11 protein-coding genes are annotated in these 14619 nt (G+C 62.1%); 9 read left to right on the plus strand and 2 right to left on the minus strand.

Translation table 11 applies throughout. From position 1 onward, the window contains the following. The first annotated feature begins 144 nt into the window (after nt 1–144). The 7 genes from BWR02_RS14490 to BWR02_RS14520 are packed head-to-tail and all read left to right on the plus strand — an operon-like array spanning nt 145 to nt 10169. On the plus strand, nt 145–1302 hold the full coding sequence (locus BWR02_RS14490; RefSeq protein WP_139558651.1) for a phytoene/squalene synthase family protein: 1158 nt from the start codon (nt 145–147) through the stop codon (nt 1300–1302). A 24-nt stretch (nt 1303–1326) separates the two neighbouring features. Further along, nucleotides 1327–3282 carry a squalene--hopene cyclase gene (shc, locus tag BWR02_RS14495; protein ID WP_139558652.1) on the plus strand — a complete coding sequence of 652 codons (1956 nt, stop codon included), beginning with the start codon at nt 1327–1329 and terminating at the stop codon, nt 3280–3282. Further along, on the plus strand, nt 3275–3994 hold the full coding sequence (locus BWR02_RS14500) for a phosphorylase family protein (protein WP_162560172.1): 720 nt from the start codon (nt 3275–3277) through the stop codon (nt 3992–3994). Before shc ends, BWR02_RS14500 begins: the two co-directional genes overlap by 8 nt. 39 nt (nt 3995–4033) lie before the next feature. Next, a complete protein-coding gene (locus tag BWR02_RS14505) occupies nt 4034–6676 on the plus strand; it encodes an MMPL family transporter (RefSeq protein WP_139558654.1) in 2643 nt (880 codons plus the stop codon). Between the two features lie 34 nt (nt 6677–6710). Continuing rightward, on the plus strand, nt 6711–8099 hold the full coding sequence (locus BWR02_RS14510) for an aspartate aminotransferase family protein (RefSeq protein WP_139558655.1): 1389 nt from the start codon (nt 6711–6713) through the stop codon (nt 8097–8099). Nucleotides 8100–8132: 33 nt separating this feature from the next. Beyond that, nucleotides 8133–8519 (plus strand): copper resistance CopC family protein, encoded by a 387-nt coding sequence (locus tag BWR02_RS14515; protein WP_139558656.1) that lies wholly within the window; start codon nt 8133–8135, stop codon nt 8517–8519. Nucleotides 8520–8525: 6 nt separating this feature from the next. Beyond that, nucleotides 8526–10169, plus strand: a complete 1644-nt coding sequence (locus BWR02_RS14520) for a CopD family protein (protein WP_139558657.1) — start codon at nt 8526–8528, stop codon at nt 10167–10169. 42 nt (nt 10170–10211) lie between these two features. Here the strand turns inward: BWR02_RS14520 and hpnM are convergent, their stop codons facing one another. Continuing rightward, on the minus strand, nt 10212–10928 hold the full coding sequence (gene hpnM / locus BWR02_RS14525; RefSeq protein ID WP_236102266.1) for a hopanoid biosynthesis-associated membrane protein HpnM: 717 nt from the start codon (nt 10926–10928) through the stop codon (nt 10212–10214). Further along, nucleotides 10925–11701 carry an RNA polymerase sigma factor FliA gene (locus tag BWR02_RS14530; RefSeq protein ID WP_139558658.1) on the minus strand — a complete coding sequence of 259 codons (777 nt, stop codon included), beginning with the start codon at nt 11699–11701 and terminating at the stop codon, nt 10925–10927. The genes hpnM and BWR02_RS14530 overlap by 4 nt, the downstream gene beginning before the upstream one ends. A gap of 311 nt (nt 11702–12012) precedes the next feature. Between BWR02_RS14530 and asnB the strand changes: the two genes are divergently transcribed. Together asnB and BWR02_RS14540 are read left to right on the plus strand one after the other, a co-directional pair. Continuing rightward, nucleotides 12013–13830, plus strand: a complete 1818-nt coding sequence (gene asnB, locus BWR02_RS14535) for an asparagine synthase (glutamine-hydrolyzing) (RefSeq protein WP_139558659.1) — start codon at nt 12013–12015, stop codon at nt 13828–13830. A 77-nt stretch (nt 13831–13907) separates the two neighbouring features. Next, nucleotides 13908–14600, plus strand: a complete 693-nt coding sequence (locus BWR02_RS14540) for a HugZ family pyridoxamine 5'-phosphate oxidase (protein ID WP_139558660.1) — start codon at nt 13908–13910, stop codon at nt 14598–14600. The last annotated feature ends 19 nt before the right edge of the window (nt 14601–14619 follow it).

Here is a 14619-nt window from a genome sequence, read left to right on the forward strand (position 1 = left end):
TCCGCGTCCGATATTTACTTGATTACACTCTAACTCTAGGCCATCATAGTCGACAGTTGCGTTTTAGGCAAATATTTTGTCATTATGCAACAGCGTTGACGCGCTGTAGCAATTTGGTAAAAATATCACAATTTTCCGGAGTTTATGACCCTGAAGGCCCACGGCACCGCAGTCCAGTCTAACGGCGGACCTGTCGCGAAAAGGTGCGAAAGCTGGACCGGCGACGCTCACCTGGCGCTCGCCACGCTCGATGACGATGCATTGCAAGCCCGATTGCTCGAGGGCGTTTCCCGCACCTTCGCTCTCACGATCCCGCAACTGCCGCCCGAACTCGCACGTCCAGTTTCCAACGCGTACCTCCTCTGCCGGATCGTTGACACGATTGAAGACGAGGTCGCGCTCGATGGCGCCGAAAAGCGGGTTTTCTGTGAGCGGTTCGCCCGCGTCGTCGATGGGTCCGAGGATGCGCAAGGTCTTACAACCGCACTCTCACCCCGTCTGTCAGAGAACACCTTGCCCGCCGAGCATGCGCTGATTGCCGTCATGCCCCGCGTCATTGCCATCACGCATTCCTTCGAGCCGGAGCAGCGGGCTGCCTTGGCCACCTGCGTGGCCACCATGGCGGGCGGCATGGCTGCCTTCCAGGATCGCGACCTGAGCTGCGGCTTGGCAACGCTCGAAGAAATGGGGCTCTACTGCTACTACGTGGCGGGCGTGGTTGGCGAAATGCTGACGAAACTGTTCTGCCTGTATTCGCCCGAAATCGCGCGCCACCGGGATGACATGCTAGGGCTCGCGGTGTCCTTCGGCCAGGGTCTGCAAATGACGAACATTCTGAAGGACCTGTGGGATGATCAGTCGCGTGGTGTCTGCTGGCTGCCGCGAGACGTGTTCGAACAAAGCGGTTTCGACTTGTGCGAACTGGCGTCATCCCACGATAGCGATGCGTTCCGCGCGGGATTCAGCCAATTGATCGGGGTCGCGCACGGACACCTCAAGAATGCGCTGCAGTACACCCTGCTGATCCCGGCCCACGAAACCGGAATACGCGAATTTTGCCTGTGGGCCCTCGGCATGGCCGTGTTGACCCTGCGCAAGATCCACCGGAACCTTCGTTTTTCCCGCTCTTCCGAGGTCAAGATTACCCGACGCGCGGTGAAGACCACGATTGCGACTTCCCGCCTGACTCGCAGCCACGACAGCCTGTTGCGGGGCGTTTTCTATTTGGCCGGATTGGGGTTGCCGCGCGCCGGCAAGGTGCACTCCCCCACCCCGGACACCACCGATACTTCACGCATTTAACCCGTCACGGGGGCAGGACGACCTATGTTCAAAGACGCCATAGACACCTTCGACAGCGACTTCGCCGCAACGGCCGCATCCTCGGAATCCCCTCTCGACCGTTCGGTCCGCGAGGCCCGCGATGCGCTGTTACAGATGCAGCACAAAGACGGTTTCTGGGTCTTCGAACTTGAAGCGGATTGCACGATCCCGTCCGAATACATCCTGATGATGCATTACATGGATGAGATCGATGTCGGGTTGCAGGCAAAGATCGCCAATTTCCTGCGCGGCCGGCAACAGGAGGACGGGAGTTACCCGCTGTTCACCGGCGGGCCCGGCGACATCAGTTGCACCGTAAAAGTCTACTACGCGCTGAAATGCGCCGGGGACTCGATCGATGCGCCGCACATGGTCAAGGCCCGGGGCTGGATTCTGGAACAGGGCGGCGCGGCCCGGGCGAACGTGTTCACTCGCATCATGCTCGCCATGTTCGAGCAGATTCCCTGGCGCGGCGTCCCGTTCATCCCGGTCGAAATCATGTTGCTGCCAAAATGGTTTCCCTTCCATCTGGACAAAGTGTCCTACTGGTCGCGAACCGTCATGGTGCCGCTGTTCATTCTCTGCAGCTACAAGGTCAAGGCGCGCAATCCAAATGGCGTCCATGTGCGTGAACTCTTCACCGTCGATCCCAACGAGGAGCGCAACTATTTCTCCCATGTGAAAACGCCGCTGGGGAAAGCCATCCTCGCACTGGAACGTTTCGGACGAAGCCTGGAACCGCTCATTCCCCGCTCCATGCGTCAGCGCGCAACGCAGAAGGCGCTGGACTGGTTTTCGGAACGCCTGAACGGTGTCGATGGCCTCGGTGCGATTTTCCCGGCGATGGTCAACGCCTACGAGGCCCTGGACTACCTCGGCGTCCCTCCCGAGGACGAGCGTCGCCGTCTCGCGAAGGAGGCCCTGGAGCGCCTGTTGGTCATCGATGGGGACAGGGCCTATTGTCAACCCTGCGTATCGCCGGTCTGGGATACCGCGCTCACCTCGCTAGCCCTGCAGGAAGCCAATCGGCTGGATCCCGACGCCGAAACATCGGCGGCATTGACCCGCGGCCTGCAATGGCTGGCCAGCAAGCAGGTCACGGACGCACCGGGTGACTGGCGCGTGAACCGGCCGGGACTTGAGGGCGGCGGCTGGGCCTTCCAGTACGAAAACCCATACTATCCGGACGTCGATGACAGCGCCGTGGTGGCCCAGGCCATGTTGCAGGCCGAGGATCCGCAGTTCGACCGCACGCTCGAACTGGCCACGACCTGGATCGCCGGCATGCAGTCGAAGAACGGCGGATTCGGCGCCTTCGACGCCGACAATACCCACTATTACCTGAACCACATACCCTTCGCCGATCACGGGGCCCTGCTCGATCCGCCAACCGCGGATGTCAGCGGCCGGTGTGCGATGTTTCTGGCGAATACGCTCGAACAGCGGCCGGAAGTCCGCCCTGTCGTCGACGCCTGTATCGAATACCTGCGCCGGGAGCAGGAACCCGATGGGTCCTGGTTCGGGCGTTGGGGTACGAACTACATTTACGGCACCTGGTCGGTCCTGCTCGGCTACGAAAAGGCCGGTATTCCGAAGGACGACCCCAGCGTCCGTAAGGCCGTCGCCTGGCTAAAAAGCGTGCAGCGCGAGGACGGCGGCTGGGGCGAAGACAACTACAGCTACCACGACACCCGCCTCAGTGGGCGCTTCCATACCAGCACGGCGTTCCAGACCGGTCTCGCGCTGATCGCCCTGATGGCGGCCGGCGAGGCAGATTCGGACGAAGTTCGCGCCGGCGTGGATTTCCTGCTGCGCCAGCAGCAAGCGGACGGATTCTGGGCCGATGGCTGCTTCACGGCGCCGGGATTCCCGAAAGTTTTCTACCTGAAGTATCACGGATACGACAAGTTCTTCCCGCTTTGGGCCCTGGCCCGGTATCGGAACGAGACTCGTGGATGATGCGGAGGCCATAGGTTACGTCGTCGCGCTGCCGCCCGAGTGTCGCACGCTGACGTCCGAGCCTGCCCGTCGCGGTGACATCCTGTCACTGGACAGGAGGCACCGCGTTGCGGTGGCCGGCGCCGGCGCAGCCAATGCCACCGCCGCCGCTGAAACGCTGGTCGCTCAAGGCGCCCGCCGCCTCGTCTCCTGGGGCTGCGCAGGGGCCCTGAGCGATGAGCTGTTACCCGGAGACCTGGTCATCCCGCGGGAACTGATTTTTGCCGACGGTACTACAGCTCATCTGGCCGGTCCGTGGCATGAGCGGCTGTTGACACGACTGCAGCCGACAACCCCGATCCGCACGGAGTCGATGACGGAAAGCGTCGGTATCGTGGTTTCTTCCGCAGCGAAACGCAGTCTGCACGCGACATCCGGTGCCATCGCAACGGACATGGAGTCGGGTGCCGTAACGCGGACGGCCGAAAAATATGGCTTGCCCTGTCTAGCCATACGGTCGATCGTCGACGCGGCAGCGGTGACCCTTCCCCGCGCCGCACAGGCGGCGCTCGATAGCGACGGCGAGTTGATCGTCAACCGTCTATTGCTGCAACTGCTCTGGACCCCCACTGAGATCGCCCCGCTGCTGAGACTCGGACGCGCCTTTCGTCGCGCTATGCAGACGCTCTCTGTAGTCAGGACGCAGGCAGGCCTGGGACTCGGCCAGCCCTGACTTCGCGCCGGCCGCATTACTTTTTTTTTGTTTCCTGAGATGAGTACCAACGCCCACCGTCCTGCCGTACGCCTGATCAACTGGTGGGAAGGGCATGTTCTCCGTTATCCGCTGCTCGTCGTGCTCGCGTTTGTCGTCGGCACTGCGTGGACGCTGCGCTATGCGATGGAGAACCTGAGCGTCAATGCGAACACGGCGGAAATGCTTTCGGCCGACCTGCCGTTTCAGAAGAATCGCTTGCGCCTGGAGCGGGAATTTCCGCAAGACATCAGCACCTTTCTGATGGTCGTGGAAGCGGCCACACCAGAGCAGACCGCGTCGGCCGTGAAAGAACTCGCGACCACATTGCGCACCCGGCGCGACTTCATCAAGTCCGTTTACATCCCCGACGAAGGCGAGTTCTTCGCCCGCAACGGGTTGCTTTATCTGGACCTGCCCAAACTTGAGGCGCTCTCCAACGAACTGGCGACCGCGCAACCCTTCATCGGGCGACTGTCCGAGGACTTCAGTCTGGACGGTTTGTTCTCGATCATCGGCGATGCCCTGACGCATAAGGACCAGGACCTCGACCTCGATCTCGATCCCATCGTCGGCCGCCTCACGGACGCCTTGCGGGCCACTGAACAGAACCGCCCCTACCGGTTGTCCTGGCAGCAACTGATGATGAAGGATCAGGAAGGCCTGGGTTTGACGAAGCGACTCGTCTTCGTCACGCCGGTACTGGACTACAACCGCATGATGCCGGCCGAGCAGTCGTATCAGGCGATCACAGCGGCGATCGGGGAGGCCAAACAGACTCTAGCGACTGACATCCGGGTGCGTCTGACCGGTGAGGTAATGCTCGAATACGAGGAAATGGCGACCATCGGCATGGACATGATCGCTGCCGGCGCCGGGTCGCTGCTGCTGGTCTGTCTGACGCTTTGGATTGCCTTTCGCTCCTTCAAGCTGATGCTGGCGACGATGATTTCGCTGACCATGGGCCTGATCCTGTCGCTGGGTTTCGCGGCCGCCGCCATCGGTCAGCTGAACATGATCTCCATCGCTTTCGCCGTCCTGTTCATCGGCATGGGCGATGCCTATTCCTCTCACTTCTGCCTGCGCTACCGCGAGCTGATGTTGCGTGGCCTGCCGGTCTCGGCAGCCCTGCGGAACACTTTTCTGTCGACCGGAGGCTCCCTGGTGCTCTGCACGATGACGGCCGCAATCGGTCTCTACGCCTTCATACCGACCAGCTATGTGGGCGTTGCGGAACTCGGCATGATCTCGGGCACCAGCATGTTCATCGCGCTCGGGACAACGTTCACCGTCCTCCCGGCGCTGATCAAGCTGATGCCGCCAAAGCCCGGTATCCGCGCTGCAGGGCACACGGAACGAGCCGGTTTCATGCTGGCCGACTGGCCGATCCAGAACGCGGCGTCGATACGCTGGATCACGATCGTCCTGACCGTGATCGCGCTGGTGTTGCTGACGCGGGTCCGGGTCGACTTCAACCCGATCAACCTCAGGGATCCGAACTCGGAATCGGTCCAGACTTTCCAGTACCTATTGAAGTCAAAGGACACCTCGCCGATGACCCTGGCAGCCTTCGCCACGAGCGAAGCCGAGGTCCGCGACAAGACCGCGCGTTTCGAGGCGCTTCCGAGCGTCGACCATGTGTTTTCCGTCCTCAGCCTGATACCCGACTCACAGGACGAGAAGCTTGCCATCATCGAGGAATTGTCGCTGCTGCTCGGTCCACAGTTGCAGCACTTCCCCGACACGCCACGCAGCGCGCCTGCCCGACTTGACTCGCTGGAAACCTTTCGCGCCTTGATCCAACGTCAGCACGCTGCGCTCGCAACCCCATCGCTCGGCGCCCTGGATACTGCGTTGGCCGCTTTCCTGACGGCACTGCAGCCACTCGACGCACCGGCGCGCGAGGCCTTGCTGCAGCGGCTGCAGACGGCCGTGCTCGGCGACCTCCCTTTGACCCTACACAATCTGCAAACCAGCCTGCTCGCGGAGCCGATCAAGCAGGCGACACTACCGGCCGACCTGCGGGAGCGCTGGGTCAGCAAGGATGGACTCTATCGGCTGCAGATCTATCCGCGGCAGGACCTGTCCGATCTGGAAAACCTGCGCACATTCATCCGTGAGGCGCAGGCCCTGGACCCGGACGTCACCGACCTGCCGGTAACCTACCTGGAGTCCATGGAGGCCGTGCTGCAGGCGTTCACTGAAGCATTCACGGCCGCCTTCGGCGCGATCACCCTGTTGCTCCTGATCATGTTGCGCAGCCTGCGCGATACGGTGCTGGTCCTGCTCCCGCTGCTGCTCGCATCGCTGTTCACGGCGGCCATGACCGTGGTCCTTGGCATCCCTTTCAATTTCGCCAACATCATCGTGCTGCCCCTGCTCTTCGGTCTGGGCGTCGACAACGGCATTCACATGGCGCATCGGCTGCACTATTTGCGCCAAGGCGAACGGAACCTATTGAGTACCAGTGAAGCCAAAGGGGTGTTCTTTGGCGCGCTGACCACCGTATTCAGTTTTGTGAGTCTGGCTTTCACCCATCACCGGGGCACTGCCAGCATCGGCATGCTACTGGCGATCGGCTTGTTGCTGTCGCTGGTCTGTTCCCTGATCGTACTTCCGGCCTTCAGCACTTGGACGCTCAAACCGGCGCGGCGAAGAGCCTGAACCCGCCCATCAACCCTGCCCTGACGAGGTTTCGATGTCTTCGCTAATTGCCGACTGTCTGGCACAGCGCCACGGCGACAACTTTCAACTGCACGAGAAATTCCTGAACACTCAGATGGTGCGCGTGCTGCGCACCATCGGTTACGACCGGGTCTATACCCGGGCCAGCGGCCCTTATCTGTACGATGCCGAGGGCACGGAGTATCTGGACCTGCTCAGCGGCTTCGGCGTGTTCGCGCTCGGCCGCAACCATCCCACGGTCGTCGCCGCGCTGACCGAGGTGCTGCAAAGCCAGTTGCCCGACATGGTGCAGATGGACGTGTCACTGCTGAGCGGACTATTGGCCGAGCGAATTCTGGCGCTATGCCCGCCGAAGTTGGAAAAGATGTTCTTTTGCAACTCCGGGGCTGAAGCAACCGAAGCGGCCATCAAGTTCGCCCGTTACACCACCCGGCGCGAGAAGATTCTCTATTGCGAACATGGTTTCCACGGCTTGACGCTGGGCGCACTGTCGCTGAACGGCGAGGCCGTGTTCCGTGAGGGCTTCGGCCCACTGCTGCCGCAGTGCGATGCCGTGCCCTTCAATGATCTGCCGGCCCTGGAAGCGGCCCTCAGCCGGAAGGATGTCGCTGCTTTCATCGTGGAGCCCATTCAGGGCAAGGGCGTCAACATTCCTTCCGACGACTATCTGCCCGAAGCCGCGCGTCTGTGCCGCCGCTACGGCGCCCTCTTCGTTGCAGACGAGATACAGACCGGCATCGCCCGGACCGGGAAGTTCTGGGCGATTGAACACTGGGGCGTCGAGCCTGACATGATCCTGATGGCCAAGGCCTTGTCCGGCGGCTTCATCCCCGTCGGTGGTGTCGCGATGACAGCGCCGATCATGGATGCGGTGTTCAACCGTATGGACCGAGCCGTGGTTCATGGCTCGACCTTTTCGAAGAACAATATGGCGATGGCCGCCGGTCTCGCCACCCTGCAGGTCATCGAAGACGAGCGCCTCGTCGAGAACGCCGCGAGGATCGGACAGGAGTTGCTGAGCGGCATGGTGCTGCTGCAAGAACGTTACGAACTGCTGCGGACCGTCCGCGGCAAGGGGCTGATGGTCGCGCTCGAGTTCGGCTCACCCAAGAGTTTCTCGCTGAAAGCCGCCTGGAATCTCCTTGAGACCGCCAACAAGGGGCTGTTCAGCCAGATGATCACGATCCCTCTGTTCAAGAATCATCGCATCCTCAGCCAAGTTGCCGGCCATGGCATGAATACGGTCAAGTTTTTGCCTCCATTGGTCATCAACGACCGGGACAAGGACTGGATCCTCGGCGCCTTGGACCAAGTGATCGCCGACTGCCACAAGGTGCCAGGCGCCATCTGGGACCTCGGCAAAACCCTCACCGGCCATGCATTGAAAGCCAAGGCAGGCTGAACGCTCCGACTCTCAACTTCGAAGGACGATCTCATGACGCCAAGACTGCGCGCGATCGCGCCGCTGCTGCTGAGCAGCGCACTTGCACTCGTCGCCCCCGGACAGGCCCAGGCCCATGCGGTGGTGACCGAGTCCTCGCTGCAAACCCAACCGGTCAAGCCGGGACACGCGACTACGGTGCAGCTTCAGTTCAACGCCGGCGTCGAATTGTCGCTGTCGCGCATCTTCCTGGTCAGCAAGGGCGACGCGTATCAACCGATCACGGCGCGAACCGGCAAGAAGCCGGGGCAGATCCTGGTCCCGCTGCCCGCCTTGAGCGAAGGGGAATATGCCATCAAGTACAAGATCTTCGCGGCCGACGGGCATTTGACCGAAAGTGTGATTCGCTTTTTCGTCAAGGACGAGAACAACCAACGGTAAGTCATCATGTACATGCAAGGCCTCGCCAACTTTCTGGATGACTTCCTCGGAGGACTGATGCTGATCAGCTATGCGCTGGTCATCGGCAGCCTCCTGTGGAGCATCTGGATCCTCCGCATCTGGTCACCGTCGGAGCGCGCCTCGACCGCAATCATTGAACGCGGGATCGCACTGCTGCGCTTCGGAGCCATTGCGCTGGCTGCCACCCAGGGCACCAAGCTCGTCATCAAGGCCCTCGTGCTGGCCGCGACGCTCGGCGAACTGCCAGTGTCTGCCTACGCCGGTACGGTTCAGTTCCAGGCTGGTCTGGTGCGGCTCGTGCTGGCCCTGGGTATCGTCTGGCTCACCGGACGCATGCGCGCTGCACCCGTTCATCGGCCCTACTGGAATACGCTGCTGGCCCTGGCCATCCCGCTGGTGATCAGTGGCGCCTGGCTGGTCCACGCCGTCGGGCGTTTCGAACTCCGCAGCCCCCTGATGGCCATGACGGTGGTTCACCAGCTGGCGGGGGCCGTCTGGGTCGGCGGCATCGCCCAATTGCTGTCCTTGTGGCGCCTGGGCGCTGTCGACCGCGAGGCCCGAATGCTATGGCCTACGGCAATCTCCCGGTTTGGCTGGCTGGGCGGTCTGTCGGTCCTTCTGTTGCTGGTCACTGGCCTGCCGCTGGCCTGGACTTACATCGGTTCGTGGGATGGCCTGTTCGGCACCGGCTACGGCAGTCTGGTCGTGACGAAATCACTGCTGCTGGTCATCGCGTTGTACTTTGCTTACCGCAATCACAGCGCCGGACGCTCCTGGCGTCAGGGAGCGACCGGCGGCGCGATCGTATCGAAGGTTCCCTACTACATCGAAGCTGAAACCTTCATCCTCGTCGGCATACTGTTCATCGCTGCCACGCTGTCCTCCCAACCGCCCTCCGTAGACATTCCGGATCTGGCGGTTCCCGTGGCGGACGTGATCGAGATGTTCACGCCTCATGAGCCGCGTCTGACGTCGCCGAGCCACGAAGAGTTGTTGGCTGGGGAAGCCGGCCGCGTCGCGGTCGTCGGCAAGGTACCCTCCCCCGCGGCCACCCTCTGGTCGGATTACAACCACAATATCTCCGGCATCTTCCTGACCGGGATGGGTCTGGTGGCGATGCTCTATTACCTGTTCGGCTTCGGTTGGGCGCGCTATTGGCCGCTGGGTTTCATCGGCCTCAGCGTCTTCCTGTTCTTCCGCAGCGATGCCGAAACCTGGCCGCTCGGACCCATTGGCTTCTGGGAAAGTACCTTCGGGAATGGCGAGGTGTTCCAACACCGCATCGCAACCCTGCTGGCGTTCTGTCTCGGGGTCATGGAACTGCGCGCCCGCACGAAGCCGGACGCCCGCAAGCTCACGTTCATGTTTCCGGTCCTGTGCGCTTTCGGCGGCGTGTTGCTGTTGACGCATGCCCATGCCGAATTCGAACTCAGGAGCGAATATCTGATTCAGTCGACCCATACAGCGATGGGTCTGCTGGCGGTGATCATGGCCAGCGGACGCTGGCTGGAATTGCGGCTCGCCACACCCGAGGGTTACACCGAGAGCCGTGTGGCGGGATTCGTGGCGATCCTGGCGATGTTCGTTATCGGAAACTTCCTGCTGTTCTACCGCGAACCACTCTACTGATCAGGAATCAAGCCGGGGGGCGGCCGCGCCAGGGCTGCCCGCTCACTTGTTGTTCTTCGCGTAGTCGGTGATTTTCTGCTGCAGTTTTTCCAGCAGTTTTTCGAAACCCTCGCGGTCGATAACGCTCGTGTACTGTGCCTTCTTCAGAGCCAAATCGCTGATCCCGTCAACGATGATATTGATGATGACCCATCGACCGTTGAAGTGATTGACGATGTACTCGAACTTGATCGGCTTGTCGTTCGGCACAACCATCACATAGCGCACCGTGATCCGGTCCGCTTTGATTTCGTCCGAAGACTCATACTGAAATTTCTCGCCCGCATAGGCATTGAACTGCGCCGCGTAGGTCGCCACGCTAAGGTCGGTCAGCTTGGCCATGAACGCCAGCTTTTGCGACTGATCAAGCTTCTTCCAGTGGCTACCCAGCGCGATCTGCGCAACCGCCTCGAACTGGAAGACGTCCCGCACGACCGGATCGAGCCGCTTCAGCCGCCCTTGATAGCCCAAGCGGTCGGCGTTTTTCATCACGTCCAGGAGGGCTGTATTCAGCTTGTCGACCGTTTGGCGCGCCGCTGTCACTCCTGGGCTGTCAGCCGAGACCAGCTGGCAGTAGGCCGCGAGCAGCAGGGCGAACACGATGCGCAGGTACATAGGGTTTCTCATTTTTCGCGAAAATTGTGCCAAATATACCACACTCATACCTGCGCTATGGGCGCCATGCCGGTTCCGTCTCCCGCGCCCGCGCGAAGCATTCATCGGACGAGGCCCTGTCGTACCACGCTGTCGGTATCCGACGTCGGCGACTCATCCCGCCACCCAGCCAGTCTCGCGCGCAAGCGCAGCAGCGCCTGCCCCTGCAACTGCGAGACACGCGACTCGGAAACGCCCAGCGCGATCCCGATCTCCCGCAGGGTCCGCTCCTCTTCGTAATACAGAACGATGATCAGGCGCTCCCGATCGGGAAGCCCCGCGATTGCCGCCTCAAGGGCCGCAGCAAAGCCCGTTCGGGCCAGACTGTCGATGGGCTGGGCGCCTTCATCGGCCCAAGCCTCGATCACGTTGTCGCCGACTGCGTCCACGAGTTGCTCGATACTGAGGACCCGGCAGGCCAAAGCATCCTGGAGAACGGCATGATATTCGGCGAGCGGCAAGCCGAGTTCGGCTGCCACCTCACAGTCACGCGCATCGCGACCGGTTCGCGCCTCCACTGCGTGAATCGCTTCGGCAACCGATCGCGCCTTGCGATGTACCGACCTCGGTGTCCAGTCATACCGGCGCAGCTCGTCCAGCATCGCGCCCCGGATGCGGATCCCCGCGTAAGTCTCGAAGCTTGCGCCGTGGCCTGCCTGGTAGCTCTGCCGCGCTTCCAGCAGGCCGACCATCCCCGCCTGCATCAAGTCATCCAACTGGACGGAGGACGGCAGGCGACTCAGGAGGTGCAACGCAATCCGCCGGACCAGGTCGCTGCCCCTGATCGAAGATTCATCTAACGAGGAGCATGCTTTCGAGTTACCGTTATCGTCGCTCATTGCCACTTCCACGACCCTGTGCCGCTATCGCTTCGCGCAGTCCACTCGCGCATCAGCGCTCGGCACGCACGACGACACGAACGCTGCGGATTGTACATTTTCGGAGGTACCGGCAGAATGAGTTCCTGCCTACCGAGATATCCCCGTATTCCTTTTGGCAATAGTGATACAGCAGACCCTCGGCGCTCTCTCGCTTCCCGCCGACCCTCTTCGGCTTGGGCCGCGCACGTGAAGCCCTCGCCTGAGCGATTCTGCCGGAGCGGGGCTCAAGGCGCCGCCCGCGAATTCGGTCAACGAGGAACCGAGTAGCCATGTGCGGCATCGCGGGTATCGTTTGGCGCGGTCGCGCGGCCGAGCCAACTGACCTTAATCGGTCGGCGGCACTGCTGCGCCACCGTGGTCCGGATGGTGAGGGCTATTTCACGCGCGGACCCTTCGCTATGGTCCACACGCGACTGTCGATCATCGATCTCGCTGGCGGCGCCCAACCCTTGCTCTCCGACGACGGTCGACTGGCCGTCGTGGCGAACGGCGAAATCTACAACCACCTGGAACTACGCAGGGAATTGGAGACCCAAGGCCGCGTCTTTGCGACCCATTCCGACTGCGAAGCCATTCTTCACGCTTACGCCCGGGACCACTTCAGCTTCGTCGAGCGGCTGAACGGCATGTTCGCCTTCGCGCTTTACGACGATGCACGCCAGCGACTCGTGCTGGCTCGAGATCGCCTCGGCATCAAGCCACTTTTCTACGCCTGCCTGCCGGATCGTTTCGTCTTCGCCTCCGAGCTGAAGGCACTCCTGCCCCTGCTGCCCTGGGTGCCCGGTATCCATGCTCCCGCGCTGTCGCAATTCCTGCACAACCAGTTCAACACCGGTCGCGAGACCATCCTGTCGGGCATCCATCGCGTCGGGCCTGGCGAGATCATCGAGATCGACGGTGACCTTCAGCTCCATACCCGCCGCTACTGGACCCCACTCGACATCGTGCCCCGCGATGTGGACCCAGAGACCGCGGAAGGCGAATTCGATGCGCTGTTCGGACAGGTCATGCGCGAGCACATCCGGTCCGATGTACCCTTCGGACTGTTCCTCTCCGGGGGCAATGACTCCGCGATCCTCTTGGCCGCGCTGACCCAGCTCCAATCACAGCCGGTCCGAACCTTCTCGATCGGCTATACGGACGCCGCGATGGGCGATGAACTGGACGCCGCCGAACGGATGGCAGCCCTGTTCGGCAGCCGTCACACGTCATTTCGGCTCGACCGCTCGGCTGTGTTCCGCCGGATTCCGCACACAGTGTGGGCAGCGGATGAGTTGATGCGAGACTACGCCTGCCTGCCCACGTCAGCACTGTCGGAAGCGGCTGGACATGAGCTGAAGGTGGTCTTTTCCGGTGAGGGTGGGGACGAGGCGTTCGGTGGCTACGGCCGCTACCGGCAGCATCCTCTCGTGTTCATGCTCAAGAATCTCATGGCTCCCGGGTCGGGTGGCTTCCGCACCCGCAGTCATTGGAAGGGTCGCTGGTCGCGGCGCCTGCTGGGACCCGCTCTGCGACAACAGCGCCGCGCCGCCCGTGGCCCCTTTGTCGCCGCCTGGAGGGCGACGCCGCCGGCCTGGACGCATCTGCAGCGCTGTCAGTACACCGACCTGGTCACGGCACTGCCCGACAATCTTCTCGTAAAGGCCGACCGAATGATGATGGGCTTCGCGCTGGAAGGCCGCGTGCCTTTTCTGGATCACCGTCTGGTTGAATTTGGCCTCTCCTTGCCCGATGCACTCAAGGCGGACGGGCGGCAGACCAAGATCCTGTTGCGGCGCTGGGCAGCACGTCACATTCCGGCCGATCATCTCTACCAGCGCAAGCGTGGCTTTCACGTGCCGGTGGACGAATGGCTGAGCGGCAGCTTCCTCGATCGCATGGAACAGAAGCTGACGGGCAACATGGCAGTGGCGGAGTGGTTCAACAGCGCCCGGCTGCCGGAGCTTTTCCACCGGCAGCGTACCCGCCGCGGCGCGAGCCGCGAGATTTTTTCCCTGCTGCAGTTCGCGATCTGGCACTACCTGTTCGTCGAGCAGCCGGGCTTGCGCCCCACAGCGGATGAGGATCCGCTGGACTGGCTTGGGTAACGCACTTCCTCTGGCGCAGCGCGATCCCATCGTCGCAGGACTTCCGCCGCGGCATACCCCCACCAACGGACCGAACGATGAAGCCTGATATTGGATCGATCGTCGACCTGCTACATCGCTGTGCTTACGCCTCCCTGGCGACGAATGCCCGTGATCTGTCGGGCTATCCATTTCTCAGCGTATTGCCAGTCGTACTCGACGAGCGACACTGTCCCATCTTGCTGATCAGCGATCTCGCCGAACACACGCGGAATTTGCGGTCAGACGCACGGGCATCGCTGCTATTATTCGACCCGGGCACCAATGACCTTCAGGCCGGTGCCCGACTGACACTGATAGGCGAAATCCGACCCTTTGCCGCCGGACCCGCATTAATCGAACGCTACCTGCGTTACCAGCCCAAGGCAGAACGCCTGCTGTGCCTGGGCGACTTCCATTTTTTCCGGATGCACCTGCAACGGCTTCGGTTCATCGGCGGCTTCGGCCACATGGGCTGGCTGGACGGCGATGCGCTCGAGTTGCTGGAACCGGTCTCGCTAACCGCTGAGGGGGCGCTACTGGCCGAGTTGTCGGCTCGCGTCAGGCCGGGGCCGAAGTTGCTCGGCGTCGACCGCTGGGGATTCGACCTTGACGTGCGCGGCGCCCGCCGCCGCATCAGTCTGGCATCCTCGCCGGTTGCGGACGACGGTCTGGCCGATGCCATCATGGCCGCGCTGGAGACTGAAGAAGAAAGCGCGCCACCGGACGGAGGGGCCAGGGAGCCGCAATGACGGTTTGGCACAGGGGCGT

Origin of the sequence: Methylotetracoccus oryzae (assembly GCF_006175985.1) — a bacterium.
Taxonomy (GTDB): Bacteria; Pseudomonadota; Gammaproteobacteria; order Methylococcales; family Methylococcaceae; genus Methylotetracoccus; species Methylotetracoccus oryzae.

Bases quoted from the DNA above. Each gene is read 5' to 3' on its own strand.
- BWR02_RS14490 (WP_139558651.1), top strand. From the start codon at position 145: ATGACCCTGAAGGCCCACGGCACCGCAGTCCAGTCTAACGGCGGACCT.
- shc (WP_139558652.1), top strand. From the start codon at position 1,327: ATGTTCAAAGACGCCATAGACACCTTCGACAGCGACTTCGCCGCAACG.
- BWR02_RS14505 (WP_139558654.1), top strand. From the start codon at position 4,034: ATGAGTACCAACGCCCACCGTCCTGCCGTACGCCTGATCAACTGGTGG.
- BWR02_RS14510 (WP_139558655.1), top strand. From the start codon at position 6,711: ATGTCTTCGCTAATTGCCGACTGTCTGGCACAGCGCCACGGCGACAAC.
- BWR02_RS14515 (WP_139558656.1), top strand. From the start codon at position 8,133: ATGACGCCAAGACTGCGCGCGATCGCGCCGCTGCTGCTGAGCAGCGCA.
- BWR02_RS14520 (WP_139558657.1), top strand. From the start codon at position 8,526: ATGTACATGCAAGGCCTCGCCAACTTTCTGGATGACTTCCTCGGAGGA.
- hpnM (WP_236102266.1), bottom strand. From the start codon at position 10,928: ATGAATGCTTCGCGCGGGCGCGGGAGACGGAACCGGCATGGCGCCCAT.
- BWR02_RS14530 (WP_139558658.1), bottom strand. From the start codon at position 11,701: ATGAGCGACGATAACGGTAACTCGAAAGCATGCTCCTCGTTAGATGAA.
- asnB (WP_139558659.1), top strand. From the start codon at position 12,013: ATGTGCGGCATCGCGGGTATCGTTTGGCGCGGTCGCGCGGCCGAGCCA.
- BWR02_RS14540 (WP_139558660.1), top strand. From the start codon at position 13,908: ATGAAGCCTGATATTGGATCGATCGTCGACCTGCTACATCGCTGTGCT.